This is a genomic window from Streptomyces sp. NPDC096079 (assembly GCF_040303145.1).
In the GTDB taxonomy this organism is placed as follows: Bacteria; Actinomycetota; Actinomycetes; order Streptomycetales; family Streptomycetaceae; genus Streptomyces.
The window spans coordinates 1-25,977 of the sequence record NZ_JBEOST010000019.1 but is presented as its reverse complement, the minus strand read 5'-3'; the positions used below and the strand labels follow the sequence as shown (position 1 = coordinate 25,977).

The window sequence follows — 25,977 nt, the reverse complement described above, 5'->3', positions numbered from 1 at the left end:
GACGCCGGAGGGCGGCGCCCGGTTCCGTGTTGTACCGGTGCGTCCACCGGGCCGGGACGACGGCCGTGAGCACGAGTCCGTCGCGTACGAGCCAGCGGCCGGCGAAGTGGTCGTGCCGGGTGCGGCCGGCGACGAGGAGCCGGGCGGTGAACGAGCCTCCGGGGTCCTGGCCAGGGCGGCGGCGCGGTGGCCCGCGCGGTGCGTCATGCTGCCGGCCCCGGCGGACGCGCCCTCATGGCGGGCCCGCTCCCCCGCGCCTCCGGACGGCCGTACCGCTCCCCCGCGCCTCCGGACGGCCGTACCGCTCGCCGACGCGACGGACGCGGGTCACGATGGCTTACGGGAACCTGCCGGGGGGCGAGCCAGTGCTGGAGGCACGCGTGGCGCACCACCGCACCACCACCGACGTCCTGATCGTGGGCGCCGGCCCGGTCGGCCTGAGCGCGGCCGCCGAGCTGCGCCGGCACGGCGTGCACTGCCGTCTCGTCGACCGGCTGCAGGCCCGTCTCCCGTACGCCAAGGCGGTCGGGATCCAACCGCGCACCCTGGAGCTCTGGGACCGGATGGGTCTGGTCCGGGACGTCCTGGAGGCCGCCGTGCCGCTGCGCGGCCAGCTGCTGTACGTCGACGGCCGCGAGCAGGGCCGCATGGAGCTGGAGATGCCGCCCGAGGTGCCCTATGGGTTCGCCGCGCTGCCGCAGTACGAGACGGAGCGGCTCCTGGAGCGGTACGTCGCCCGGCTGGGGACGGTGATCGAGCGCGGCACCGAACTGGTGTCCTTCACCCAGGACCGGGACGGGGTGACCGCGCGACTGCGGACGGCGTCGGGCACCGACGAGGAGCTGCGGGTCCCGTATCTGATCGGCTGCGACGGCGCGCACAGCGTCGTGCGGAAGACGCTCGGCCTGTCCTTCGGGGGCGGGGCGTTCCAGGAGGCGTTCATGCTCGGCGACGTCGTGGCCGACTGGGACCTGCCGCACGACTACGGCGTCCGCTCGGTCCGCCGGGCGCCCGACGGTTCCCCCGGCGACACGCTGGTGTGCATCCCGCTGCCGGGGGCGGGGCGGTACCGGATGTCGATGAGGCTCCCGCAGGAGCTCGCCGGGGATCCGGGCGCGGACGCGCCGGACGGTGTGGCGCACGGTGTGACGGGCGGCCGGGTCCCGGGGCTCGCGGACCTCCAGGCGGTCGTCGACCGTCTGGCGCCGCGCCCCGCGCGGCTGTCGGGGCTGCGCTGGTCCTCCGTGTTCCGCATCAGCCACCGCATCGTCGACCAGTACGGGCGGGGCCGGGTCTTCGTGGCGGGCGACGCGGCGCACATCCATCCGCCCACCGGCGCGCAGGGCATGAACACGGGTGTGCAGGACGCCTGCAACCTGGCCTGGAAGCTCGCCCTGGTGGTGCGGGGCGACGCCGGGCCCGAGCTGCTCGCCACCTACGACGCCGAGCGCCGCCCGGTCGGCGAGGAGGTCGTCGGCCGGACCGTGCGGCACGCCGTGAAGGGGATCGACGCCGATCCCGAGGACCGGCGGACGCTGCTCCTGCGCGAGGCGCAGCTGCTCGTCGGCTACCGGGGCGGGCCGCTGTCCGGTGCTCCGTACGGCCCCGAGGACGCCCCGCAGCCGGGCGACCGCGCCCCGGACTGCGGGGGCCTGACCACCCCGGTCGCCGTCTATCCGCTGCGGCTCCTCGACGTGCTGCGGGGGCGCCCGGGGCACGTGGTGCTGCTGTACGGGTCGGACGGGGGCGAGCTGGCGGCGGCGGCCGAGGCCGTCCGGGCGACGGGCGGCGCCCCGGCCGTGGTGATCCTCGCGGGCGGGACGGGGCCGGCCAGGACCACCGGAGCGGACGGGACCGGGACGGACGGGTCCGTCCCACCGGACGGTTCCGCCGGTCCCCCGGCCCCCGCCGTGCCCGTGTACCTAGACGCCGCCGGGGAGTTCGCACGGCTCTATCTCCCCGACGGCGCCACCGGTTTCCTGGTCCGTCCCGACGGGCAGCTGGGCGCCCGTTTCCCGCTCGCGGGTACCGCCGCCGCCCTGAGCGGCTTCCTCAGGGCCCTGTCCGTGCGGCGGGACGCCCCGCTACGGGACCCAGTGGTTGCCTGAGGCCGTGATCATGACCTGGAGCTGGATGCTGGCCGAGAAGTAGCTGCTCGTATCGACCGGGGTCGCCACCATCTTGTTCCACAGGGCGTCGAGCCAGGCCTGGCTGCCCGGGTCGGTCATCGCCGCCACCGCGAACGGGGCGAAGAAGGCGGCCTCGCTGCCCGAGGAGATCTGGGTGCCGTTGAGCTTGTAGCCGACGGCGATCTTGTTCGGGTCGCCGCCGGTCTTCGTCTTGATCCAGCCGTTGACCTTGCGGGCGGCGGCGAGGGAACCGGTGTCGCCGCTGGTCACGGCGTCGTCGGCGATGCGCCAGGGCGTGCGGCAGGCGTTCCACCAGTAGGCGCCGTCGTTCGGGTCCTCCAGGACCTCCCCGGGGGCGGGCTTGGGCGTGGTGTTGGTGTCGACGACGAAGTCGGGCAGGAGTCCGGTGCCGGAGGCGTACGTGGACTGGAGGCGGGAGATCTGCGTCTGGTGGGCGCTGCGCACCGCGTCCCAGGTGGTGTCGCCCGAGGCCGCGCGGAAGGCGCGGAAGTGGTCGATCATCCAGTCCGAGGTGCGGGAGATGTAGTAGTACTGGTCGCCCGAGCTGCTCCAGTCGCCCAGCTTCAGGAGCTTGGTCGTGGAGTTGACCTCGTCCTTCTTGATGGCGGCGATGTGCTTGAGCGCGAGGTCCTTGTAGTTGTACGTGCCGGTGCTGCCCCACTGCTTGTCGGCGAGGAGCAGGCCGTAGGCCACGTCCATGTCGCCGTCGGTGGCGCCGTCCCCGCCGTTGACGCTCTTGCAGGCGGTGTCCTGTTCGGCGGCGAGGAGGTTCGGGTTGACCGAGGAGGGGTGGTCGATCTTCCACTTGACGAGGCCGTCGAAGATCTTCTTGGCGTCCGGGTCGGCGCCCGCCATGGTGGCGGTGACGACCATGCCGTACCCCTGCGCCTCGGCAACGTACGGGTGGTCGGCGTCGGGCGAGATGATCTGGTACCAGCCGTTGCCGCAGTTCTGGCGGACGAACGCGGCCTTCCACTTGTTGTAGTAGTCGACGACCTTCTGGTCGAGGGCGGACTGACTGCCGGTCGGCTTCAGGATGCCGGCGGCGTAGGGCTTGAGGTGGCTGCCGAACGGGACGGCCGGTCCGCCGCCTCCCCCGCCGCCGGTGGTGGGCGCTCCGTACACCTCGAACTCCCAGAGGGAGTAGCCGTACGCCGTGCCGCGGCCCGTGCCGTACATCCGGACGTACCGGCCGCTGCCCGAGACCGTGAGGTCGTCGGTGGCGCCGTCACCGGCGCCGGTGGAGTAGACGTCCGTCCAGGTCGAACCGTCGGCGGACGTCTGGATGCGGTACGCCTTGCCGTACGCGGCCTCCCAGTTGAGCTTCACCCGGGAGATCGTGTGCTGGGTGCCGAGGTCGATCCGTATCCACTGCGGGTCGACCCCTTCGACGCTCGCCCAGCGGGTGGCCGTGCTGCCGTCCACGGCGAGGCCCGGGCCGAAGGCCGAGGTCTCGACGGACGAGGCCGCCACCTGCTTTCCGCCGGACACCAGGCCGTCGGCGGCCTGCGCCTGCGGCATGACCGTCAGGGGCAACGCCAGCAGACCCGCGAGTCCGAGAAGCGTGACGCTTCGTCGACGCATGTCAACTCCCTTTCCCTCCATGGTCCCTCCCTCGCCAATGGTTAGGAAATGTTCCTAACCATCGGGCACGGAGAGTAGAGAGACCGTCCGCCCCGCGCAAGACCCCCGGCACCGGTGAACTCAGCCGCGCGCGGCCCGCAGCGCCGTGTGGACCGACCAGACGACCGAGACCAGCGGCACGGCCACCACCGCGCCCACGACGCCGGCGGCGATCGAGCCGGCGATCACCGAGATGGCCACGACCAGCGGGTGCAGCCGCACCGCCCAGCTCATGACCAGCGGGTGCAGCAGGTGCCCTTCGATCTGGCCGATGACCACGATCAGGGCGACGACGATCGCCGCCACCAGCGGGCCCTGCGAGGCGAGCGCGACGACGGCGGCGACCGCGAGGGCGATCGGCGAGCCGATCAGCGGGATGAAGGCGGCGAGGAACTCCAGGAGGGCCAGCGGCACCGCGAGCGGGACGCCGAGGGCCCAGAGCGCGATCCCGACGAGCACCGCGTTCACCGCGGCCACCAGGACGATGCCGTGCGTGTAGCCGGTGAAGGTGCGCCAGGCCGCACGCCCGCCGATGCCGACCCGGTCGCGCACCGACGCCGGCAGCTGCTCCTGGAACCACGCCCATTGCCGGTCGCCGGAGTGGATGAAGAACACGGCGGAGAACAGGCCGAGGGCAAGGGTGGTGAGGACGGCGACGACGTGTCCGGCCCCGCTCATCGCCTCGCTGAGCAGGGTCGAGCGGTGGCTGGAGAGGAAGTCCCCGATCTTCGACTGCAGGCCGGAGAGCGCGTCGGGGTCGAGGCGGAACGGCGGGCGTTCCAGCCAGTCCTCGATCCGGCCGATGCCGTCCCGGAACTCGCGCACCAGCGTGGTCCGCTCCCCCGCGACGGCCTCGCCGACCAGCGCGAGCACCCCGAGGACGAGCACGATGCCGCCGAGCAGGGTGAGGGCCACCGCCAGGGCGCGGGGCAGTACCCGGGCGACCAGGTCGGCGACGGGCCGGAGCAGCGCGGTGATCACCAGGCCGAGGAAGACGGCCACTCCGATCTCGTGGAAGCGCCCGAGCACCGCGAACAGGGCGTAGACGAGGAGGCCGACGACGAGCACCCGCCACGCGTAGGCGGCGGCCGTACGGAGGAGGGGGGAGACCGTCGGGGGTGTGGCTGGCAGCATGGCCATCGACGTACCACCGCCGGACCGTCGGGCCACGCGCGGAGCACGGGATTCCCCCGACCCGGTCCCGTCATTCGGCCGTCCGGTGTGCACAATGGTCCCCGATTCCGGCGTCTTCACTTTCGGGGGAACGTGACGTGTCCAGACTGAACCGGTGGTGCCTCGTCCTCGCCGTGGCCGCTCCTCTCGCGCTCTCGGGGTGCAGCAGCGAACCGCCGCCCCTCGAGTTCGGCGCGGCGAAGCCGTCGGGCCCGCGGCTGGCCGCGCGCCCGCCCGCGAACGCCTCGCTGACGCTCGGTCAGTGGCCGAACGCCTGCGAGGTGCTGAGCGACGAGGAGATCCGGGCGATCCTCCCGCAGGCGAAGGACGTGGCGCGGGAGCCGGTGAAGGTCACGATCATCGACTTCAGCCCCCTCTCCGAGTCCGCGCCGGGCACGACCGGCGACGTCCCGGCGGGCGGCTGCGAGTTCAGGTTCGGGCTGCCGGCCGCGTACGAGAGCGCCCACAACAGCAGCGTCAAGGTCACCTTCACGGCCATCGCCGATCCCGCGCTCGTGGAGCGGAACTACGCCGAGGACCTGACGTCCGCGAAGAAGCGGGCGGCCGAGGGCACGTACAAGAAGGAGTTCCGGGACCTGGGCACCTCGCTGGGCACCGAGGGCTGCTTCCTGCCGGACGTCTCCGACGGTCCCACCTGCCACCAGGGCCCGTACCAGTTCGAGGTGAGCGGCCTGTCCACCGCGGACGGCGTCGGCGAGTACCCCGAGTCGGAGCGCAACTGGAGCGCGAAGGTCCTCACGGAGGTCGTACGGACCCTGGGTCCCCGCATGCGATGACGGTGACGGGCCCGGTCCCGGCGACCGCCGCGACCGCGTCCCGGTCGTGGTCGGTCCACTCCAGGAGGCGCAGGCCCTCGTGGCCTCCGGCCTTGAACCGGGCCTCGCCGCGCACCCAGAGGCGCAGCAGCGCCGCGCCGGGGTCGGGCCCCGCCTCCGCCTCGCGCAGAGCGCCTCCGGGGAGGAGCCGCCGCAGCACGGGGAGGGGGCCGGGCCTGCGCGCCGCGGGTTCCACGTCGATGCCGAGCGGGCCGGGGCCGACGGCCGCCGCCGCGAGGCCGTCGGCGTGGCTCAGGCTGACGCCGGTCCCGGGCCGGCGGCTCAGGTACGGGCGGCCGTGCCCGGGCCGGCGGCACTCCTCGCAGAACTGGTCCGGGCCCGAGGCCCGTGGCGGGAGCCCGGTGAACCGGGACACGCAGAGCCGGACGAGGAGACGGGCCGCGAGGACGTCGTCGCGGCGGCTCGGTACGCGTATCCGGTCGAGCCGTCGGCGTTCCCAGCGGGCGAGCAGGCCTTCGTGCAGGTCGGGATGGTCCAGGACCTCCCGGGTGGTCGCCACGACGGCCAGGGCCGTCACCGGCGGCGCGGGGTCACGGCGCGGCACTCAGGAAGCGCTCCTGGACGCGGCCGATGGTGCGGAAGTCGTCGATGGTGACCTCCTGGAGGTCGATGGAGCTGCCGGAGAGCTCCTCCAGGAGGTCGATGAACTCCAGGAAGTCCATGGAGTCGATGAGCCGGGCCTCGATGAGGTCCTCGTCGGCGTCGATCGGCCCGTCGAGACCGGGGTTCTTCTCGTGGAGCCACGCGGCGATGGGATCCATGGGGTGGTGACGCTCCTTGCTGTGGGACGAAGGGGGGCGGTACGGGGACGGGCTAGACGCTCGCCTCGCGCAGCCGGTCGAGGGCCTGTTCGGGGGTGCCGTGGGCGAGGATCATCGCGTGCACCCAGCGCTCGACGCCGAAGGCGACGCAGGCGCTGTACGCGGGGCCTGCGGAGCCCGCGCGGATGCCGAGGCGCTCGCCGAAGAAGTTGCGGTGCCGGTTCACGGAGGCGATGGCGGTGCCGTCGGGGGCACTGAACTCGTGCTTGACGGGGTCGAGGGCCATCAGCCGGGCGCGGGAGCCGCCCTTGTCGTAGAACGGGTCGTCGGCCACGGCCCTGGTCAGTTCGAGGCCGAGGCGTGCGGCCGCCTCCTGGACGAACTCGGCGCCCTGGTCCAGGTGGTCGAGGGAGCCCTGCTGGGTGCCGAGGTAGAGGACCTCGCGCATGTGGAAGCCCCACAGGCGGCGCAGTCCGTCGTAGTGGGTCTCGTTGCGGAAGCAGCGGCCGGCGGCGGAGAGCCGGAGCCCGTCCTCGCCCACGTCCCGGCCCTCCAGGGAGAGCAGCAGGCCGTAGCAGGTGGCGGAGGGCAGGAGGTACCCGGTCGGCCGGAGCGGCAGTTCGCCGGGGGACTCCCCCGTCGCGAGCCCGTCGAGCGCGTCGGGGGCGAAGCGTCCGGCGGAGACGCCGAGGTGGGGGAAGTTGCGGAAGAAGTCGAGGCGCGCGAGGCCCTCCACGGAGAGCAGCGGCGGGCCCACGACCTCGGGGGCGGAGAGCCGCGTGGCGAGGCCGGTGAGGAGGGCGTCCAGACCGTGCAGCAGGGCGGTGCGGACCGGGTCGAGGGTGATCAGGCCGGCGCCGGGGCTCTTCAGGCCGCCGTCCGGCAGGACCGCGGTGCTGGGTGTGCTCATGGAAACGCTCCCTCTGGGCGTGGGCGAACAGTCAAGGCGTGGGGTCCTCGTCGACCACGGCACGGCGAAGAAGCCGCCTGATGCGCCATCAGGGACCGGACTGCGCATGGGGACACTAAGCCAGCTCACCGATGGTTGTCTAGACCAAAGCAGTCGCCACAAAGAGGCACGATCCAGCCCATCGGACCCTTGACTCCCCATATCGATGGGGCACTTGACAGAAGCGTTGGTCTAAACCAATTCTTCTGAACGACGTGGCCGCCTGACCTCCGGCCACCGCCTCTGGAGGGACTCCATGACGACACCCGCTCCGCACCGCCCCCCTCGCCGCCCCTATCTGCACCGGGCGGCGTCGGACCTGCCGTACTTCAGCGCGGACGGCGAGTCGTACCTCGCCCAGACGACCTTGCGGGAGCTGGGGAAGTCACGGCCGCTGCGGGTGCTGTCCGAGGCGGACTTCGCCCACTGGCAGACGTACGGTTACGTCGTCGTGCGTGAGGCGATCCCCGCCGAGGCCGCACGCCGCCTGCTCGACTTCACCTGGGACTTCCAGGGCCTCGACCCCGAGCGGCCGGAGAGCTGGTACGAGGACCGGCCGTTCCGCTCCGAACTGGACCAGCAGCTGCACGTGTACGGCTTCGTGGAGGCGTACCACCACCAGCTGCTCTGGGACAGCCGCCAGGCCCAGCGGGTGTACGACGCCTTCGTGGACGTCTGGGACTGCGAGGAGCTGTGGGTCACCCAGGACCGCCTCAACCTCAACCCGCCCAACGTGCGCAACCGCGACCGCGCGCTGATCGAGCCCACCGACCGGGGCTTCGACATCGAGCTGCACTGGGACATCGACACCACGCTCGGCGTCCCCCCGCAGCGGGTGCAGGGGATCATCGCGCTCAACGACACCACCCCCGAGTCCGGCGGCTTCCAGTGCTGCCCGGAGCTCTTCCGGCGCTTCGAGGAGTGGAAGCTCGGCCAGGCGGCCGACCGGGACCCGATCCGCCCCGACGTCGACCGGGCCGAGTTCCCCGTCGTACGCCCCGATCTGCGCCCCGGCGACCTGCTGATCTGGAACGGCCTCCTCGCCCACGGCGTGGCGCGCAACACCTCGGCGGACCAGGTGCGGGCGGTGCAGTACCTGTCGATGATGCCGGCCCTGGAGGAGCACACGAAGCTGCGCAGGTCCCGGGTGGAGTCCTGGCGGCACCTGCGCACCCCGCGCTGGAACCGCACCCTGGTGGGCGACCCCGTCCTGCACGAGTCCAAGCGCTACCCCACGGCCACCCTGAACGCGCTCGGCAGCCGCCTCCTCGGACTCACCTCCTGGCACGACACGGACACGGACACCGCGACCGGCGGGGACGAAGCCGCGCGCGGGGCCGAGGACTCGGGCGAGGAGTCGGCGTGCGCCGTGTCTGCCTGACCCTGCCCACCCACCGCTCCTGCCCCGAGACGATCCGGGCGGTCGCGGCGGAGGCCGCCCACGGCGCCCGCCACTTCGACGTCGAGGTCCACCTCCTGATCCTGGACTCCTCCGAGGCCCCGGTGCTCGCCGAGCACCGCCGCACGGTCGCCGCGCTCCCCCCGGCGCCCGGAGTGGTCGTCCACCACCTCGACGAGAGCGCGCAGCGGGACTTCCTGGGCCAGGTGGTCACCCGGTCCGGCGCCGCCGACCCGGACCGGCTCCTCGGTCTGATGCTGCCGAGCCGCGTCTCCTACGGGGCCTGCACCAACCGCGCCTTCCTGTTCGCGGAGGCGCTCGGCTGCGCGTCCACGCACCGGCGGGACTCCGACAGCCGCTACCAGCGGCTCGACGGGGAGCCGGTCTTCCCGTTCCACCACGAGCTGACGGCCCTCGGCCGGCCGGCCGCCGAGGTCGCGGGGCTCGTGTCCCGCAGCCGGCTCGACCCGGCGTGCGCCCACCGGCCGGTGGCTCTGGTCGGCGCCTCCTTCGTCGGCGAGATGTCCGTGGACGTCGCGGAGATCCACCGGCTCGACCCCCTCGTCTACGAGGACGTCATCGGCCTGTCCGTACCGGACGGCTATCCGGAGATCTGGCGCGGCAACCTGATCGCCGAGGCCTTCCGGGGTGCCGGGACCGCCGCGTTCACGGGTGACCTGACGACGCTCACCACCGTCAGCCCCACGCGGGTCGACATGTGCAACGTCGCCCTGGCCCGCGAGGTCTACGGCCGGGTGCCGCTGCCGCCCGCCACGGACACCATCGGCAGCGACTACTTCCTCCTCCATCTGGTGCACGACGCCCGGCTCCCCGGTGTTCTACACAACCGTCACATCGTCAACTTCCATACGGAGAAGCGCCGTTCGGACAGCGGTTTCCTCGCGTACCAGCTGCGGTTCGCGAAGTTCCTGCTCGCGGCGCCCCATCTGCACTCCGTGTACGCGGGGACGGCGGCGGCCGGCGACACCCTGCTCGACGGCGGCGGCGGGCTCCGTGCCTCCGCCGTCGCCGGCCTGGTCCGGGAGAGCACGCGGATCGACCCCCGGGAGAACGCCGGGCGTCTCGACGTCGTCGACCGCTCGTACCGCAAGCTCGGCGGCCGCTACGCCGAGGCCGCCGACTTCCTCTCCGCCCGCCGCGAGCGGCTCGTCGACGAAGTCCGTGCGGACATGGCGGAGTTCGGTCGGCTCATCGACGCCTGGGCGGACCTCGTCCGCGCGAGCCGGCACCACGGGGCGCTCACCGGGGGTCCGGCGTGACGAAGACCTACGCGATCACCGTCCGCCACTCCGGCGGGCAGGAGCGGCGGGGCCCCGTCACCATGGGCCAGGCCAACATGATCCGCTGCATGCTGCGGGACGAACCGGAGCACATCAACATCCACGCCGTGTGGCCGGTCCCCGACGGCACCCCGACGGAGTCCGTGATCGACGCCCTGCGCGCCCTCGTCGTCCGGCACGAGGCGCTGCGCACGACGTTCCCGCACGTGCCGGGCGAGGCCCCGCGCGAGCAGATCGTGGCGGCCGAGGGCGAGTTCACCGTCACGGTCCTCGACCACGCCGAGCACCCCCCGGAGGGGTACGCCGACGACGTGGCCCGCGGGGCCCGCGTCGACCGCTTTCATCTCGACCGGGACTTCGGGCTGCGGATCTCGCTCGTCGCCGTGGCCGGGGTCCCCCTGTACGTCGCGCTGGCGGCGAGCCACGCCGTCACCGACATCAGCGCCCTCTCCGTCCTGGAGGAGGACTGGCGCGAGCTCCTCGCCGGCCGCGCGCTTCCCGAGCCGACGGCCTTCACGCCGCTCGACCTCGCCGCCGAGGAGGCCACCCCGCGCGGGCTCCGCAGGTCGGAGGCGTCCCTGCGGCACTGGGAGCGGATCATCCGCACCGGCCCGCAGGCGATGTTCGCGGAGCCGGGAGCCGTCGGCACGGAGGTCGCGGCGGAGCAGCTGACGCTGCGCTCGCTGCGCGGGGCGCGGGCGCTCGCCCGCGTGGCCGAGCGCACCGGCGGCCTGCCGTCCACGGTGCTGCTCACGGCCTGGTGCGCGCTGGTCGCCCACCGCGCCGGCCAGTCCTCGTGCGTCGCCGCGGTCCCCACCTCCAACCGGTTCCTGCCGCGGCTCGCGCGCTCGGTGAACACCGTGTCCCAGGACGCGCTGCTCTCCCTGGACGTGCGGGTGCCGTCCTTCGACGCGCTGCTGCGCACCGCGTGGGGAGCGGCGCTCAACGCCTACCGGCACAGCCAGTTCGACGCGGTCCGGCTCTGGGAGATGATCGACGCCGTCACCCACGAGCGGGGCAGCCGCTTCGCCCGGGACGTCGTCTTCAACGACGTCAGCGCACTGCCGGCCGCGCGGTCCGGCGAAGAGGCGGAGGCGCCCGAACTCGACGTGGTCCGGGGGCCGGAGCAGGTGCTGCCGACCCGTGTGCTGACCTTCGTGCACGAGACGGCGCCGGTGCTGCGGCTCGGGATGTGGGTGGATCCCGCCCTGTTCTCCCCGGAGGAGGCGGAGGGCTTCCTCACGGGTCTCGTACGGCTCCTGGAGGCTGCCGCGACCGAGGACGTGCCGCTGGCGGCGCTCACCGGCGTGACGGGCGTCCGTCCGGTCGAGCGCGGCGCCGGGTGGAGCCGGGTGGACGGGTCCTGGGTGTCGCCGCCCGAGGTGGCGGAGGTGCTGAGCGGGGCGCTGGGAGGCGTCCCCGTCCATGTCGCCGTGGGCGGCGAGGGCGAGGAGGAGGGTCTCACGGCCTTCGTCGCCTGCGGGGACTCCCCGCTCACCCCGGCGGAGGCGCACGGGGCGCTCATGGGCGCCCTGCCGGGCCGTCCGGGTGTGCTCGCGCCGCGCCGGTACGTGATCGTGCGGGACGCGCCGGCGCGGACGGACCGCACCGACGCGTGGCTCGGGCAGCGGATTCTCAGGGAAGGGGCCGGCCGGGACCGGCGCATGTGACATGACGACGAATGACGTGACCGTGGACCGGGAGCGCGACTCCCTGCCGAGCCCGTGGCGTTCACAGCGCTTCCGGCTGTTCTTCGCCGCCCGCAGCACCTCGCTGCTCGCCGACGGCATGCTGATGGTCTCCCTCACCACCGCCGTGCTCGGCGCGGGGTACGGGGCGGCGGGCGTGGGCTACGCGCTGGCGGCGTGGATGGCGCCGATCGTCCTGCTCGTGCTGTTCGGCGGCGTGCTCGCCGACCGGTTCACGCCGCAGGTGATGATGGTCGGCGCCGACGTGGTGCGGATGGTGGCCATGCTGGCGCTGGCGATGCTCCTCGCCGTCGGCGACATGCGCTTGTGGCACATGATGGCGCTGCTCGCGCTCAGCGGCGCCGCGACCGCCATGTTCCAGCCGGGTCTGGCGAGCCTGGTGCCCCGGGTCGCCGAGGACATCCAGCGGGCCAACGCGCTGCTGCGCATCTCCGAGTCGATCTGCACCCTGCTGGGCCCGGGCCTCTCGGGCCTGCTCGTGGCCTCCTGGGACGTCGCCGGTTCCTTCGTGGTCATCGCGGCCTTCTACGCGTGCAGCGCGCTCGGTCTCGCGCCGCTGCGGAAGCTCGGCACGGCCCGGGACGACAGCGACGAGCCGATCCTGCGGCGCCTGGCCACCGGTTGGCACGAGTTCCGGTCCCGTTCGTGGCTGTGGGGTGTCATCGCGGTCTGGGCCGTCTACGGCCTGTTCGTCTTCGGCCCGGCGCTGCCGCTGGGCGCGGCGCTGCTCACCGAGCAGCACGGCGCGAGCGGATACGGCTGGATCGCCTCCGCCGACGGCGCCGGCACGATCGTGGGCGGGCTGCTCGGCATGCGGGTCCGGCCGCGCCGGCCGCTCGTCGCGGGCGCGTGCGCGATGTTCTTCTTCTCGCTCAACCCCCTGGCGCCCGCGCTCGGGTGGTCGTTCCCGGTCGCCGCGCTCACCGGGATCGTGGCAGGCTGCGGCTTCGCCTTCTGGGGCGTCATGTGGGCGACGAGCGTGCAGTCGCACATCCCCCTGGCCGTCCTGAGCCGGGTGTCCGCCTACGACGTGGCCGGCTCCATCATGGTCATCCCGCTGGGCCGTGCGCTGTCCGGCCCGGCCGCCGACAGCGTGGGAGCCGACCGGGTGCTGCTCTTCTCCTCGGTGATGGGTCTCGTGCTGATCGCCGTCATGCTGTCCGTACCGGCCGTCCGCGCCCTGCGCCGGGCACCGGAGGGGGCCGGCGGGGCCCCGGGCGCGTCCTGAGCCGTCTCAGAACGCCGTGAGCGCCATCGCCAGCGCCACCGCCGTGAGCAGCGCGAGGTACGCGCACGCGTGGACGCGGTCCGGGATCCGGGGCGGCCGGCGGCGCAGGACGGTGATCACCGGCAGCGCTCCGAGGAGCAGCGCGCCCGCCGCGTACGGGTCGACGAGGCCGACGAGTGCGGTGCCGGTGACCGTGGAAGCCGGGGGCGCGGCGGCGAGGGAGACCGCGACGGCGGGGAGCGCGACGGCGAGGGTGAGGGGGTTGGCCAGGGCGGTGGCCACCCGCATGGGGTGACCGGCCCGGCGCAGCGCGGGGACGGTCATCACGCTGCCGCCGACGCCGAGGAACGCGGCGACCGCTCCGATCGGTGCGCCCGCGGTGGCCGGCAGCGGCCTCGCGGCCCGCGTCGCCTCCCCGCCCGGGCGGGGAGCGGTGCGCAGGAAGCCGGGCCGGAGCAGCAGGTCGAGCGCGGTGAGGGCGGTGTACGCGACGAACGCCCAGCGGGTCAGGGCCGGTGGCGCGAGACGGGTCGCGTACGCCCCGGCGCAGGCGCCCGCGGCGAGGAGCGGCAGCAGCGCGCCCGTGCCGCGCAGGGAGCGGAGCACGGACCGCGGGGTGACGGCGGTGGCGAAGGCGGCGTTCACGACCATCACCAGGGCCGAGGTGGCGGTGGCCACCGGGAGGGCGTCCGGTCCCATTGAGGCGTCCGCCCACACCACGACCGGCACCGCCACGAAACCGCCGCCGAACCCGAACAAGACCGTCGTCGCTCCGGTGAGGAGCCCGATCGCCATCAGCATCACCACGTCCATGGGGACAAGACCACCAGGTGGGCACCGGTGCCCGCATGCGATGGTCGGCCGTATTCCTTCGCGTCTCGGCCGGTACGGTGGCCGGGTGAGGAACATCCCGCTCGACGACGTCGACCACCTCGACCGCGCGGTCCTGCCGATCGGCACCGACTATCCGGCCGGGCACGTCCTGGAGTGGCATCGGCACCGGCGGGCGCAGTTCCTGTACGGGGCGACCGGGGTGATGGTCGTCGACACCGCCGACGGCACCTGGACGGTGCCGTCCGAGCGGGCCGTCCTCATCCCGGCCGCGACTCCGCACCGGGTCCGGATGCTGGGGGTGAGCACGCGCAGTCTGTACGTGGAGCCGGGTGCCGTCCCCTGGTGGCCGGCGCGGTGCACGGTGGTGGACGTGCCCCCTCTGCTGCGCGAACTCCTCCTCGCGGCCGTCGAGTTCGAGCCCGACTACGGCCTGTCGGGGCGGGAGGGGGCGATCGCGACGCTGCTGCTGCACGAGATCGCCGCGCGCTCCCCGCTCCCCTTCCACGTGGGGATCCCCGCCTCGGGGGACCTGGCGGTGCTGTGCCGGGAGTACCTGGCCGCACCGGACGCGTCGGTCACCAACTCCGCGTGGGCGACGAGGACGGCGCTGAGCGAGCGGGCGTTCACCCGTCGCTTCCGTTCCGAGACGGGTGAGAGCCCCGCCGCCTGGCGGTCCCGGGCGCGTCTGCTCGCGGCCGTGCCCCTGCTCCGTACCGCAACCGTGAGCGAGGTCTCCGGGCGTCTGGGGTACGCGTCCCCGGCCGCTTTCACGGCCGCCTTCACGCGGGTGTTCGGCGTGCCGCCGTCCCGTTTCGCCGCGGGCCGGGGCTGACGCGGCGGGCCGGGGCGGAGCGCCCCGGCGCCGTCCTCAGCTGCTCAACGGGTCACCGTCCACTTCTGGTTGGCGCCGCCGGAGCAGCTCCAGATCTGCAGCCGGGTGCCGTTGGCGGAGCTGTTGCCGGTGGCGTCGAGGCACTTGCCGGACTGCGGGTTCACGAGGTTCCGCGCGGCGTCGGCGGTCCAGTGCTGGGCTCCCGTGCCGTTGCAGTCCCACAGCTGGACGGGGGTTCCGTCGGCGGTGCCGGCGGAGGTGACGTCGAGGCACTTGCCGAGGGCGCGGACGCTGCCGTCGGCGGCGAGGGTCCACTGCTGGGCGGCGGTGCCGTTGCAGTCGTAGAGCTGGACGGGGGTGCCGTTCGCGGTGTTCGCCCCGGCCACGTCGACGCAACGGCCGCCGATGCCCGTGATCGGTCCGGCGCCTGAGGGGGCGTCCGCGGTGGTGACGCGGACGTGGTCGACGACGAGCTGGTTCGGGAAGGCGGTCGAGCCGTCCGGGTCGCCGGGCCAGTAGCCGCCGACGGCGAGGTTGAGGATGAGGAAGAAGGGCTTGTCGAAGACCCAGGTACGGCCGCCGAGGTCGGCGGGCGTGCGGGTCTGGTAGACCGCGCCGTCCACGGACCAGCTGATCCGGTTGGGCGACCAGTCGACGGCGAAGGTGTGGAAGGCGTCCGCGAAGGCCTGTCCGCCGGGCAGGGTGTAGCCGGCGCCGATGCCTCCGGAGCCGGAGTAGCCGGGGCCGTGCAGGGTGCCGTGCACGGTGGACGGTTCGAAGCCGACGTTCTCCATGACGTCGATCTCGCCCGAGTTCGGCCAGCCGACCTGGCCGATGTCGTCGCCCAGCATCCAGAACGCGGGCCACATGCCCTGGCCGCGCGGCACCTTCATGCGGGCTTCGACGTGCCCGTACCGCGTGGTGAACCGTCCGGCGGTGTTGAGCCGGGCGGAGGTGTACTCGCAGCGCCCGTACCAGCACTGGTAATTGCCCGGGTTCTCCTTGCGGGCGGTGATCACCAGGTGGCCCTGTCCGTCGAGGGCGGCGTTGGCGGTGCCGGCCGTGTAGTACTGCCGTTCGTGGTTGTTGACGTTGTCGCCGGTCTCGGTCTGCCAGCGCGTGCCGTTCACGGCGGCACCGGCGGGGCCGTCGAAGTCGTCGGAGAAGGTGACGGCGGCCGTCCCGGCCACGGGCCGGAGCGTGTCCCGGGGTTCGGTGGCCGGGGCGAGCGCGGCGACGCCGAGCGCGAGGGCGAGGGCGGTCACGGCGGTGGTCAGGGGGCGCAGGCGTGAGCGGGGGGAGGTCATGGCTGTCTCTTCCGTCGACTGTGGGGGGCGCGGCGGCAGGGGCCCACTTCGCCGCCTCCATGATTCAAGGCGTGAAGGAAGGGGGCGTCAAGAGGTGCGACACTCCCGACACCCCCTTCGACTCGGCGCGGATCAGCGGGAGTTGCCTGCGTGGGTGAGGGTCTCCCAGGCGGTGAAGAGGTTGTTCGTCCCCGCGGGGCGCCCGGCCTCGGTGAGGTTCCGGGTGTTCGTCATCGCGTATCCCATGCGGCCGGCCAGGGCATTGAAGCCGACCTCGGTCACGGGGCCGAGGTGGTCCTTGAGGGTGCCGCCGCAGAGCCAGGACGGGACGGGCGTGCCGAGTTCGTACTTCGCCTGGAGGCCGAGGGCGTGGCGCAGCCGGTCGGCGATCTCGGGGTAGAGGTCCTGGCCCTGGATGCGGCTGGTCTCGGCGATGTGCGAGATCGCGGACAGTCCGTAGCCGGTGTGGGTGAGGTCGCGGCAGGTCTCCTGGGTGAGCCCGTCGACGAAGGTGGTCTGCCCCTGCCAGTACCGGACGAGCTCGTCACGGGTGTCGAGTCCGCTGCCCGGCGCCGCCTTCGGCAGGGCGCCGTCGCTCGTGAGGTAGATGTACGCGGGGACGCGGCCGCGGAACTTCGCGACGGCCTTGTCGTAGGCGGCACGGTCCTCCAGGAAGACGGCGATGCCGAGGGCGGCCTCGGTCATGCTGAGCTCCCAGTTGCCGTTGGAGTGGGAGCCGCCCGCCACCTCGGGCAGGTAGACGGTGCGGAGCATGGCCTTGAAGCGGTCGACGCGGGCCTGCGGCCAGCCGGTGTAGGTGTAGCGGATGATCTCGGCGGCCCGCGGCCAGGAGGAGCCGGCCCAGCCGGTCTGGAGGGGCGCGTTGGAGTTGGTGTGGTCGGCGATCACCCCGGACCAGGCGTCCATGATCTCGATCGCCTTCTCGGCGTACCGGCTGTCGCGGGTGACGTACCAGGCCAGCGAGAGCGTGTACGCGGCGAGGGCGTCCTCGCGTTCGTCGGTGCAGCCGTTGTTGGGGTTCGAGTACGAGCCGCACTCGACGACCGCCCGGGGCCTGGGGACCCGGGAGAGCGAGGCGTACTTGCTCGCGGCCATCTGGTCGTAGGCGCCCTTCCAGGGCTGCGCCCCGGCGAGGACCTTCTCCCGGGTGAAGTCGAGCTGCCCCCGGGAGACGAGGACGCCGGGGTGGACGAACGCGGTCGGGGCGGCCTCGGCGCGGCCGCCTCCGGGGACGGCGACCAGCGTGGCCAGGAGGCCGGCGAGGAGCAGGGGGGCGGTGAACCATCGGGTCATGGTGTTAACCCTTCTTCACGTACGTGAACGGATGACGGTTGTCGAGGGTGGAACCTAAAGGTCTGCACCAGTGGCGTCAAGAAGGCGAGTTGGGGACGGACACACCGCATGGTCGACGCCCACCGCCGTCGGCGGAGCACCGCGCGTTCATACTGGTGAATCGACCGGAAACCACCGCGACGGCCCGTGTCGAAGGGACGGGCCGGTCTTCCGTACGATTCCCCCGTTGCCACTCATACGTCTGAAGGAGATCCCATGGCCCAGGTCACGCTGAAGGGCAGCCCCGTACAGGTCAACGGCGCTCTGCCGGCCCCCGGCAGCCAGGCCCCCGACTTCACGCTCGTCGCCGAGGGGCTGGCGGACAAGTCGCTCAAGGACTTCGCCGGCCTGCGCAAGGTCCTCAACATCTTCCCGAGCGTCGACACCCCGACGTGCGCCTCCTCGGTCCGCGCGTTCAACGAGAAGGCCGGGCAGCTGGACAACACGGTCGTCCTCTGCATCTCCGCCGACCTGCCCTTCGCCCAGGCCCGCTTCTGCGGCGCCGAGGGCCTCGAGAACGTCAAGAACCTCTCGACGCTCCGCGGCCGCGAGTTCCACACCAACTACGGCGTGGAGATCGCCGACGGCCCGCTGGCCGGTCTGACCGCCCGCGCCGTGGTCGTCCTCGACGAGAACGACACGGTGCTGCACGCGCAGCTCGTGGGCGAGATCGCCGACGAGCCGGGCTACGACGACGCGCTCGCCGTCCTGAAGTAGTCGCCGCCGCGGCACGACACACCGAGGGGCCCTCCACCGACACCGGTGGAGGGCCCCTCGCGCATGCGCTCAGGCGCAGCCGGGACAGAGCCCCCGGTACGTCACGTCCGCCTTCGACACCGTGAAGCCGAAGCGCTCCTCGGGCGGCAGGACCGCGAGCGGGTCCCCCGCCGGGCGGACGTCACGGATGAGCCCGCAGTTCGAGCAGACCAGGTGCTGGTGCGGGTGGTGCGCGTTCGGGTCGTAGCGCTTGGCCCGCCCGTCCGTGGACAGCTCCACGACCTCCCCGAGGGCGACCAGCTCGCCGAGCGTGTTGTAGACCGTCGCCCGCGCGATCTCCGGCAGGCGCTCCACCGCGCGCGCGTGGACCTCGTCCGCCGTGAGGTGCACGTGGTCCCCGGCCAGGACCTCCGCGACCACCCGGCGCTGGGACGTCATCCGCCAGCCACGCGCACGCAGGCGCTCCAGCAGGTCACTCATGTCTCACCTCTTCCGCATCGGCAAACTTGACGTGGTTCTTGACTTGGACAAGGTCCATCGTAGGATCGGATTCGAAGATGGCCAAGGGACAGGAAGACTCCAGCACGGCGGGAGAAGCACACGTGACACCCGCGCCAGGCCCGTCCGCCGAAACGCACTTCCTGAGCACAGTGATCCGCCAGGTCCGGAAGGATTCCCATGTCTGAGAACCACGACGCAATCGTCACCGACGCGAAGGAGGAGGGCGCAGGCGGCTGCCCCGTCGCGCACGGGCGCGCCTCCCACCCCACCCAGGGCGGTGGCAACAGCCAGTGGTGGCCGAACAGGCTGAACCTGAAGATCCTCGCCAAGAACCCCGCCGTGGCGAACCCGCTCGGTGAGGACTTCGACTACGCGCAGGCCTTCGAGGGCCTCGACCTGCCCGCCGTGAAGCAGGACATCGCCGAGGTCCTGACCACCTCCCAGGACTGGTGGCCCGCCGACTTCGGCCACTACGGCCCGTTCATGGTCCGCATGGCCTGGCACAGCGCCGGCACCTACCGCATCAGCGACGGCCGCGGCGGCGCCGGCGCCGGTCAGCAGCGCTTCGCGCCGCTGAACAGCTGGCCGGACAACGGCAACCTGGACAAGGCCCGCCGTCTGCTGTGGCCGGTGAAGAAGAAGTACGGCCAGAGCCTCTCCTGGGCCGACCTCATGATCCTCGCGGGCAACGTCGCCCTGGAGTCGATGGGCTTCGAGACCTTCGGCTTCGCCGGCGGCCGCGCGGACGTGTGGGAGCCCGACGAGGACGTCTACTGGGGCCCCGAGACCACCTGGCTCGGCGACGAGCGCTACACCGGCGACCGCGAGCTGGAGAACCCGCTCGGCGCGGTCCAGATGGGCCTCATCTACGTCAACCCGGAGGGCCCGAACGCCAACCCGGACCCGATCGCCGCGGCCCGCGACATCCGTGAGACCTTCCGCCGCATGGCGATGAACGACGAGGAGACCGTCGCCCTCATCGCGGGCGGCCACACCTTCGGCAAGACCCACGGCGCCGGCCCGGCGGACCACGTGGGCGCGGACCCGGAGGCCGCCTCGCTGGAGGAGCAGGGCTTCGGCTGGAAGAGCACCTTCCGCTCCGGCAAGGGCCCGGACGTCATCACCAGTGGTCTGGAGGTCACCTGGACCACCACGCCCACCCAGTGGGGCAACGGCTTCTTCAAGAACCTCTTCGAGTACGAGTACGAGCTGACCAAGAGCCCGGCCGGCGCCCACCAGTGGGTCGCCAAGAACGCCGAGGCGATCATCCCGGACGCGTACGACCCGGAGAAGAAGCACCTCCCGACCATGCTCACCACCGACCTGTCGCTGCGCTTCGACCCGGTCTACGAGCAGATCTCGCGCCGCTTCTACGAGAACCCGGCCGAGTTCGCGGACGCCTTCGCCCGCGCCTGGTACAAGCTCACCCACCGTGACATGGGCCCGGCCGTGCGCTACCTCGGCTCCGAGGTCCCGTCGGAGGAGCTCCTCTGGCAGGACCCGCTGCCGGCCCGCACCGGCGAGCTCGTCGACGCCGCGGACATCGCCTCCCTCAAGGAGAAGATCCTCGGCTCGGACCTCACGGTCACCCAGCTGGTCTCCGCCGCCTGGGCCTCCGCCGCCTCCTTCCGCGGCAGCGACAAGCGCGGTGGCGCCAACGGCGGCCGCGTCCGCCTGGAGCCGCAGCGCAACTGGGAGGTCAACAACCCGGACGAGCTGGCCCAGGTGCTGCGCGTCCTGGAGGGCGTCCAGGAGTCCTTCAACTCCGCGCAGAGCGGCGACAAGCAGGTCTCCCTCGCCGACCTCGTCGTCCTCGCGGGCGTCGCGGCGGTCGAGAAGGCGGCCACGGACGCCGGTCACGACGTCGAGGTGCCGTTCACCCCGGGCCGCGTCGACGCCGCCCAGGAGCAGACGGACGTCGAGTCCTTCGCCGCGCTGGAGCCGGCCGCGGACGGCTTCCGCAACTTCCTCGGCAAGGGCAACCGCCTCCCGGCGGAGTACCTGCTCATCGACCGGGCGAACCTGCTCACCCTGAGCGCGCCCGAGCTGACGGTCCTCGTCGGCGGTCTGCGCGTCCTCGGCGTCACGCAGCCGCAGTCCTCGCTCGGCGTCCTCACCGAGACGCCCGGCAAGCTGACCAACGACTTCTTCGCCAACCTGCTCGACCTGGGCACGGAGTGGAAGTCCACGTCCGAGGACCAGACCACGTTCGAGGGCCGTGACACGGTCACCGGCGCGGTCAAGTGGACGGGCAGCCGCGCCGACCTGGTCTTCGGCTCCAACAGCGAGCTGCGCGCGCTGGCCGAGGTCTACGCGAGCGACGACGCGAAGGCGAAGTTCGTGCGGGACTTCGTGTCGGCGTGGGACAAGGTCATGAACCTGGACCGGTTCGACATCGCCTGATCCCCACCGGACGCCGGGGCCGGCCCGGGTGGCTCCACGCCACCCGGGCCGGCCCTTCCGCGTACCGACACCCGCCTCCGGTCTCCTTTCTGACGCCGCATGAGACAACCGACCGATGCCCCGCACCGTCCTCACGGAACGAGAGGGGCAGCGGGAGGGCCGGGTGTCCGGCCTCCTCCCGGTGTCCCGACGACACCGAACGTGAGGAAGACCGTAGTGATACGTGTCACACGCGGCGTGACCACCGCCGCGGCGTTACTGGCGCTGACGGCGGCATCGCCCTGGCCTGCGTCCGCGCAGCCTTCGCCCCCGCCGACCGCGCCCCAGGCGAACCGGCTCGGCGCCCTCGGCCTCCCGGAGGGCTGGCGGATCACCGACGGCGCCGCGGGCGCGCGACTCGTCTGGACGGCGCCCGAGCGCATACCCCCCGGCGACGCCCGCGTCGAGTTCCACGCTGGCGACCGGCTCCTCGGCCGCCCGCTCGCCCAGCCGGACGGACGCTCCTTCGCCCTGCCCCTCGCCGGCGTCCGGCTCGACGAGGGCACACAGCTGCGGGTGACGGCCGGCGGACGCCGCCTCGACACCCCGGGCCGCGCCGGCGCCGCCGCCGAACGCCCCCTCGCCCCCTCCCCCGTACCGCCGGCCCCGCTTCCCGTGAACGCGGTCGATCCCGGGGTGCCGGGCCCCTACCGGACCGTCAGCGGCGCGTACGCCCTGCGGTCCGTACGGCTGCCGGGCTTCCCGCAGCCCGTCGAGATGCGCGCCACGGTCGTCGGCCCGGCCGGAGCACCGGGGAAGCGGCCGGTGGCCCTCTTCCTGCACGGCCGCCACGCCACCTGCTACACCCCGGGTACCGAGGACGTCCGGATGACGTGGCCGTGCCCGGCGGGCACCCGGCCGATACCCAGCGAGCAGGGATACCTGCGCGCCCAGCGGCTCCTGGCCTCCCAGGGGTACGTGACGGTGTCCGTCGCCGCGAACGGCGTCAACGGCCAGGACGAGAACGCCGAGGACGCCGGAGCCCAGGCCCGCTCCTCACTGGTCCGGCTGCACCTCGCCCGCTGGGCGGACTGGTCCGCGCACCGCTCCTCCGCCCCCGCGGCCGTACGGAACACCGCGCCCGCCGACCTCTCGCGGGTGCTCCTCGTCGGGCACTCCCGGGGCGGCGAGGGCGTCAACCGGGCCGCGCTCGACAGCCTGAACCCGCCGCCGGCCGCCCAGGACGGCTACCGGGGCCCCGTACGGTGGAAGATCCGCGGCAACGTCCTCATCGGGCCCACGGTGTTCGGCCAGAACCCGGCCCCCGACGTGCCCTCCACGACCCTCCTGCCGGGCTGCGACGGCGACGTGTCCGACCTCCAGGGCCAGATCTACGTCGACGGCACCCGCGGCGTCAGCCGGGGCACCGCCCTGCACAGCGCGGCCTACGTGGTCGGCGCCAACCACAACTTCTTCAACAGCGAGTGGACCCCGGGCCAGGCGAAGGCCCCGGCCTTCGACGACTTCTCCTCCGAGGACGGGAACGACCCGGTCTGCTCCCCCGGCACGGCGACCCGGCTGACGGCGACGCAGCAGCAGGCCGCGGGCGCCACCTACATCGCGGCCTCCGCCCGGCTGTTCGTGGGCGGCGACGACGGGGTCCGGCCGCTGCTCGACGGCACCGGCCGCCGCGCCCCCTCGGCCGGACCGGCGCGGGTCCTCACCCACGCCCTCGGCGGGCACCGGACGCCGGCGTTCCTGCCGGGTCCCTCGGTCGCCGTCTCCGGCGGCGGACGGCTCTGTGCCCAGGTCGACCCCGACGCCGCGCGCGCGTGCCTGCCGCCCGAGGCCGGCGGGTCACCGCACTTCGCGTACTGGGAGACCTCTCCCGAGCCGGGCCGCGACGCCGTGGCGATGACGTGGACGGGCACGGGAAGCCGGGTCGTGGTCCGCCCGTCCCGGCCGGTCTCGCTCGCCGGGTCCCAGTCCCTGGCGCTGCGCGTGATCGTCCCGCCCCACAGCACCGGCACCGAGCTGGACGTCGCCGTGACCGACGCCTCCGGGCGCCGCGCCACCCTGGGCCGTGCCCGTGTCGACGGACTGCCGGGCAGCCCGCGCACCACCGCCCACTGGGGCCGCGAGATCCGCGTGCCGCTCACCGCCGCGGCGCGGGCGGGCCTCGACCCGAAGCGGATCGCCGCCCTCGAACTGACCCCGCGCGGCGGCTCCGGCAGCGCCTGGCTCCTGGACGCCTGGGGCTGGCGCCCCGGCACCCCGGCCGCGAACGCCGCCCCGCTCACGCGCGTCGACATCGGCCGCCTGACCGTCGCCGAGGGCGACGCCGGAGTCCGGACCTACCGGGTGCCGGTGACGGTCTCCGGACGGGGCAGCGGGCAGGTCCGGCTGTTCGTCCCCGTGCCCGGCACCGACGAGGTCCGGACCCGCACGGTGACGGTCCGCCCGGGACGTCATGACATCGACGTGCCGGTGGAGGTGCGGGGCAACACGCGCTACGGCTACGACGTGCGGCACGACGCCTTCGTGAAGGCCGTGCGCGGCACCGTGGTCGGGGCGCACCGGGGCGGCGTGACCGCCCGGAACGACGACGCGATGCCCGCCATGCGCCTGACGCCGGTCGCCGACGACGTGACCGAGGGCTCGGCGCTGAGCTGGCGGGTGACCCTGTCGGAGCCGGCCGACGTCGAGATCTCGGGGGGAATCCTCCTCAAACCGGTGACGGACGGACCGGAGCTCTCCACCGCGGACCTCGATCGGGCCTGGCTGGAGGCGCAGTTCGGCGAGGTGCCGCAGCCGGCCCGGCCGCTGTCCGGGGTGATGGAGGGCGGCACCAGCCTGTGGCTCTCCGTCCCCGCCGGCGAGACGACCGCGCGGGTGACCGTTCCCACCGTCCGGGACGGGGTCGCCGAGCCGACGGAGTCGCTGCGCGCGGCGCCGTTCACGTACGACGACTCCTGGGAGCCGGTCCTGGGCCCGGAGTTCACGGGCAGGGTGAGGGACGCCGCCTGACGCTCTGAGGCGCGCTCCTCCCCATGGCGCCATGTGGCACCCCCCTGGTGCCACATGGCGCCTTTCCTTGTCACGGACCCCACTGGTGCACGCCTGATGCCACGATCACCCAGGCATCCATCGCCCCATCATCGCAGGTCAAAGCGGGTTTCGCGGGTCCGGACGCGGACGGCTCGCCACACCCGCTTGCACATGGCGCCATAGTGGTGCCATGATGACGTCATGGACCTGACCCCGTATGTCGAGACCCTCCGCCGCGAACTCGCGGTGGCCGCCGAGGCCGGCGGCGAGGAGGCCCGCGAGCTGGCCGAGCGGCTCACCGCCCCCCTGGAGTCGGCGGCCCGTCTGACCATGCTCAACGTGCTCTCCGCCGCGACGGACGAGATCACCCGTGAACTCGCGCCCGGTTCGGTCGACGTACGGCTCCGGGGCCTCGACCCCGACTTCCTGGTGACGCTCCCGCCCGGCGGCGGCGCCCCCACGGAGCCGGACACCACCACCGAACCGCTCCCGGCGCCGGCCCTCGCCGACGGCGACGAGGGCGGCACCGCCCGCGTCAACCTGCGCCTGCCGGCCCACCTGAAGACCCGCGCCGAGGAGGCGGCGGCCCGCGAGGGCCTGTCGGTCAACGCCTGGCTGGTCCGCGCCGTCTCCGCCGCGGTCGGCGGCGGCACCCGACCGCGCACCCCGGAGAAGCCCCAGAGCGTCGGGCAGAGCATCACGGGCTGGGTGCGCTAGCAACGGCCGCGACCCCCGGCGCTCCACCCGCACCACTTCACCCACACCGCGTCCCACCTGCGGGGACGACCTGAAGACCCAAGAGGACGGGACAGCCATGCCTTCTTTCGACACCCCCGAACCGATCTCGGCCACGGCGCGCGTGGAGGCCGGTTCCCTCCAGTTCATCGCGGGCGACCGCGCCGACACCGTCGTCGAGGTGCGGCCGCGTGACCCGAAGAAGGACCTGGACGTGAAGACCGCCGCCCAGACCGAGGTCTCGTACGCGGGCGGCGTCCTCACCGTCAGGACGCCGAAGTCCAACCTGTTCGGCCGCACCGGCGTCGTCGACGTCACGGTCGAGCTGCCCGCCGGCTCGCGGGTCGAACTCACCGGCGCCTGGACCCAGGTGCTCGGCGAGGGCCGGCTCGGCGAGGTCCGTGTGAAGACCTCGTCCGGTGACGTCCGCTTCGACACCACGGGGCCGCTGCACCTGACCGCCTCGCACGGCTCGATCACCGTGGACCGGGTCGAGGGCAAGGCCGAGATCACCACCAGCTCCGGCAGCCTGCGCGTCGGTCTGGTCGACGGCCCCGCCGTCCTGAAGAACTCGCACGGCACCACCACCCTCGGCGCCGTCACCGGAGACGTGCGGGTGAGCGGCGCGAACGGCGACATCGAGATCGGCCGCGCCGACGCCTCGGTCGCCGCCACCACCGCCCACGGCACCCTGCGCGTCGGCGAGGTGTCGAGCGGAGCCGTCCAGCTGGAGACCTCCTACGGGGCCATCGAGGTCGGCATCCGCGAGGGCGTCGCGGCCTGGCTCGATGCCCACTCGACCTCCGGCCAGGTGCGCAACACGCTCACCGCCTCCGAGGCCCCCGCGGGGACCGAGGACACGGTCGAGGTCCGCGCCCGCACCCGGCACGGCAACATCGACATCCGCCGCGCCAGGGCCTGAGACCCACCTGCTCGAATCCTCTCCTCCCCTTTCCCCTCACCCTTCCTCAGGAGGGCCCCATGCCTTCTTCTGTCATGCCCATGAAGACTCTTGCCATCGCGGCGAGCGGGCTGCGCAAGTCCTACGGCGACAAGACCGTCCTGGACGGCATCGACCTGACCGTCCCGGAGGGCTCCGTCTTCGCCCTGCTGGGCCC

At 73.2% G+C, this 25,977-nt stretch carries 21 protein-coding genes and 1 pseudogene; 13 read left to right on the top strand and 9 right to left on the bottom strand.

The genetic code is table 11. The annotated features are described in order from the left end of the window. Positions 1–332: 332 nt before the first annotated feature. A complete protein-coding gene (locus tag ABTY59_RS29420) occupies positions 333–2,108 on the top strand; it encodes an FAD-dependent monooxygenase (RefSeq protein WP_502995441.1) in 1,776 nt (591 codons plus the stop codon). Here ABTY59_RS29420 and ABTY59_RS29415 read toward each other — a convergent pair. Further along, a complete protein-coding gene (locus tag ABTY59_RS29415; RefSeq protein WP_352022088.1) occupies positions 2,085–3,734 on the bottom strand; it encodes a glycosyl hydrolase family 8 in 1,650 nt (549 codons plus the stop codon). The genes ABTY59_RS29420 and ABTY59_RS29415 overlap by 24 nt on opposite strands. Before the next feature lie 120 nt (positions 3,735–3,854). Then, positions 3,855–4,907, bottom strand: coding sequence for an AI-2E family transporter (locus tag ABTY59_RS29410; RefSeq protein WP_352022087.1), 1,053 nt, complete (start codon positions 4,905–4,907; stop codon positions 3,855–3,857). A gap of 137 nt (positions 4,908–5,044) precedes the next feature. Here ABTY59_RS29410 and ABTY59_RS29405 point away from each other — a divergent pair, with 137 nt between their 5' ends. After that, positions 5,045–5,743, top strand: a complete 699-nt coding sequence (locus tag ABTY59_RS29405) for a hypothetical protein (protein WP_352022086.1) — start codon at positions 5,045–5,047, stop codon at positions 5,741–5,743. On the opposite strand, the gene ABTY59_RS29400 is transcribed toward ABTY59_RS29405, so the two are convergent. Genes ABTY59_RS29400 through ABTY59_RS29390 form a run of 3 tightly spaced genes read right to left on the bottom strand, consistent with a single transcriptional unit; the run spans position 5,703 to position 7,474 of the window. Next, positions 5,703–6,347: a 4'-phosphopantetheinyl transferase family protein gene (locus ABTY59_RS29400; protein ID WP_352022085.1), complete on the bottom strand. Its 645-nt coding sequence runs from the start codon at positions 6,345–6,347 to the stop codon at positions 5,703–5,705. The genes ABTY59_RS29405 and ABTY59_RS29400 overlap by 41 nt on opposite strands. Further along, a complete protein-coding gene (locus ABTY59_RS29395; protein ID WP_352022084.1) occupies positions 6,334–6,564 on the bottom strand; it encodes an acyl carrier protein in 231 nt (76 codons plus the stop codon). Before ABTY59_RS29395 ends, ABTY59_RS29400 begins: the two co-directional genes overlap by 14 nt. 52 nt (positions 6,565–6,616) lie before the next feature. After that, the gene (locus tag ABTY59_RS29390; RefSeq protein ID WP_352022083.1) at positions 6,617–7,474 is read right to left on the bottom strand and encodes an aminoacyl--tRNA ligase-related protein; all 858 of its coding nucleotides are present in this window, start codon (positions 7,472–7,474) and stop codon (positions 6,617–6,619) included. Between the two features lie 295 nt (positions 7,475–7,769). Between ABTY59_RS29390 and ABTY59_RS29385 the strand changes: the two genes are divergently transcribed. The 4 genes from ABTY59_RS29385 to ABTY59_RS29370 are packed head-to-tail and all read left to right on the top strand — an operon-like array spanning position 7,770 to position 13,150. Beyond that, a complete protein-coding gene (locus ABTY59_RS29385) occupies positions 7,770–8,894 on the top strand; it encodes a phytanoyl-CoA dioxygenase family protein (protein ID WP_352022082.1) in 1,125 nt (374 codons plus the stop codon). Then, positions 8,876–10,192, top strand: a complete 1,317-nt coding sequence (locus ABTY59_RS29380) for a DUF6271 family protein (RefSeq protein ID WP_352022081.1) — start codon at positions 8,876–8,878, stop codon at positions 10,190–10,192. The genes ABTY59_RS29385 and ABTY59_RS29380 overlap by 19 nt, the downstream gene beginning before the upstream one ends. Next, positions 10,189–11,883, top strand: coding sequence for a condensation domain-containing protein (locus ABTY59_RS29375; RefSeq protein WP_352022080.1), 1,695 nt, complete (start codon positions 10,189–10,191; stop codon positions 11,881–11,883). The genes ABTY59_RS29380 and ABTY59_RS29375 overlap by 4 nt, the downstream gene beginning before the upstream one ends. A gap of 1 nt (position 11,884) precedes the next feature. Then, positions 11,885–13,150, top strand: a complete 1,266-nt coding sequence (locus tag ABTY59_RS29370; RefSeq protein WP_352022079.1) for an MFS transporter — start codon at positions 11,885–11,887, stop codon at positions 13,148–13,150. Between the two features lie 6 nt (positions 13,151–13,156). On the opposite strand, the gene ABTY59_RS29365 is transcribed toward ABTY59_RS29370, so the two are convergent. After that, complete coding sequence (locus ABTY59_RS29365; protein ID WP_352022078.1) at positions 13,157–13,963, bottom strand: TSUP family transporter; 807 nt, start codon at positions 13,961–13,963, stop codon at positions 13,157–13,159. A gap of 85 nt (positions 13,964–14,048) precedes the next feature. Here ABTY59_RS29365 and ABTY59_RS29360 point away from each other — a divergent pair, with 85 nt between their 5' ends. Further along, positions 14,049–14,816: an AraC family transcriptional regulator gene (locus tag ABTY59_RS29360; protein ID WP_352022077.1), complete on the top strand. Its 768-nt coding sequence runs from the start codon at positions 14,049–14,051 to the stop codon at positions 14,814–14,816. Positions 14,817–14,860: 44 nt separating this feature from the next. On the opposite strand, the gene ABTY59_RS29355 is transcribed toward ABTY59_RS29360, so the two are convergent. Next, positions 14,861–16,123 (bottom strand): RICIN domain-containing protein, encoded by a 1,263-nt coding sequence (locus tag ABTY59_RS29355; RefSeq protein ID WP_352022076.1) that lies wholly within the window; start codon positions 16,121–16,123, stop codon positions 14,861–14,863. 132 nt (positions 16,124–16,255) lie between these two features. Beyond that, positions 16,256–17,437, bottom strand: coding sequence for an alginate lyase family protein (locus ABTY59_RS29350; protein ID WP_352022075.1), 1,182 nt, complete (start codon positions 17,435–17,437; stop codon positions 16,256–16,258). A 255-nt stretch (positions 17,438–17,692) separates the two neighbouring features. Here ABTY59_RS29350 and tpx point away from each other — a divergent pair, with 255 nt between their 5' ends. Then, complete coding sequence (gene tpx, locus ABTY59_RS29345) at positions 17,693–18,193, top strand: thiol peroxidase (RefSeq protein WP_352022074.1); 501 nt, start codon at positions 17,693–17,695, stop codon at positions 18,191–18,193. 69 nt (positions 18,194–18,262) lie between these two features. Here the strand turns inward: tpx and ABTY59_RS29340 are convergent, their stop codons facing one another. Further along, on the bottom strand, positions 18,263–18,673 hold the full coding sequence (locus tag ABTY59_RS29340; protein WP_352022073.1) for a Fur family transcriptional regulator: 411 nt from the start codon (positions 18,671–18,673) through the stop codon (positions 18,263–18,265). A gap of 198 nt (positions 18,674–18,871) precedes the next feature. Between ABTY59_RS29340 and katG the strand changes: the two genes are divergently transcribed. The 5 genes and pseudogenes from katG to ABTY59_RS29315 form a co-directional block, all read left to right on the top strand. Next, positions 18,872–21,097, top strand: a complete 2,226-nt coding sequence (katG, locus tag ABTY59_RS29335) for a catalase/peroxidase HPI (RefSeq protein WP_352022072.1) — start codon at positions 18,872–18,874, stop codon at positions 21,095–21,097. Between the two features lie 216 nt (positions 21,098–21,313). Continuing rightward, positions 21,314–24,103 carry a hypothetical protein gene (locus ABTY59_RS29330; protein WP_352022071.1) on the top strand — a complete coding sequence of 930 codons (2,790 nt, stop codon included), beginning with the start codon at positions 21,314–21,316 and terminating at the stop codon, positions 24,101–24,103. 222 nt (positions 24,104–24,325) lie between these two features. After that, on the top strand, positions 24,326–24,841 hold the full coding sequence (locus ABTY59_RS29325; protein WP_352022070.1) for a toxin-antitoxin system HicB family antitoxin: 516 nt from the start codon (positions 24,326–24,328) through the stop codon (positions 24,839–24,841). 97 nt (positions 24,842–24,938) lie between these two features. Further along, a complete protein-coding gene (locus ABTY59_RS29320; protein ID WP_352022069.1) occupies positions 24,939–25,781 on the top strand; it encodes a DUF4097 family beta strand repeat-containing protein in 843 nt (280 codons plus the stop codon). Positions 25,782–25,861: 80 nt separating this feature from the next. Next, positions 25,862–25,977: pseudogene (locus ABTY59_RS29315) on the top strand (ABC transporter); the annotation flags it as partial.

Coding starts and splice junctions, on each gene's coding strand:
- ABTY59_RS29385 (WP_352022082.1), top strand. CDS start 7,770: ATGACGACACCCGCTCCGCACCGCCCCCCTCGCCGCCCCTATCTGCAC.
- katG (WP_352022072.1), top strand. CDS start 18,872: ATGTCTGAGAACCACGACGCAATCGTCACCGACGCGAAGGAGGAGGGC.
- ABTY59_RS29370 (WP_352022079.1), top strand. CDS start 11,885: ATGACGACGAATGACGTGACCGTGGACCGGGAGCGCGACTCCCTGCCG.
- tpx (WP_352022074.1), top strand. CDS start 17,693: ATGGCCCAGGTCACGCTGAAGGGCAGCCCCGTACAGGTCAACGGCGCT.
- ABTY59_RS29410 (WP_352022087.1), bottom strand. CDS start 4,907: ATGCTGCCAGCCACACCCCCGACGGTCTCCCCCCTCCTCCGTACGGCC.
- ABTY59_RS29325 (WP_352022070.1), top strand. CDS start 24,326: ATGGACCTGACCCCGTATGTCGAGACCCTCCGCCGCGAACTCGCGGTG.
- ABTY59_RS29395 (WP_352022084.1), bottom strand. CDS start 6,564: ATGGATCCCATCGCCGCGTGGCTCCACGAGAAGAACCCCGGTCTCGAC.
- ABTY59_RS29320 (WP_352022069.1), top strand. CDS start 24,939: ATGCCTTCTTTCGACACCCCCGAACCGATCTCGGCCACGGCGCGCGTG.
- ABTY59_RS29420 (WP_502995441.1), top strand. CDS start 333: ATGGCTTACGGGAACCTGCCGGGGGGCGAGCCAGTGCTGGAGGCACGC.
- ABTY59_RS29390 (WP_352022083.1), bottom strand. CDS start 7,474: ATGAGCACACCCAGCACCGCGGTCCTGCCGGACGGCGGCCTGAAGAGC.
- ABTY59_RS29365 (WP_352022078.1), bottom strand. CDS start 13,963: ATGGACGTGGTGATGCTGATGGCGATCGGGCTCCTCACCGGAGCGACG.
- ABTY59_RS29340 (WP_352022073.1), bottom strand. CDS start 18,673: ATGAGTGACCTGCTGGAGCGCCTGCGTGCGCGTGGCTGGCGGATGACG.
- ABTY59_RS29355 (WP_352022076.1), bottom strand. CDS start 16,123: ATGACCTCCCCCCGCTCACGCCTGCGCCCCCTGACCACCGCCGTGACC.
- ABTY59_RS29350 (WP_352022075.1), bottom strand. CDS start 17,437: ATGACCCGATGGTTCACCGCCCCCCTGCTCCTCGCCGGCCTCCTGGCC.
- ABTY59_RS29415 (WP_352022088.1), bottom strand. CDS start 3,734: ATGCGTCGACGAAGCGTCACGCTTCTCGGACTCGCGGGTCTGCTGGCG.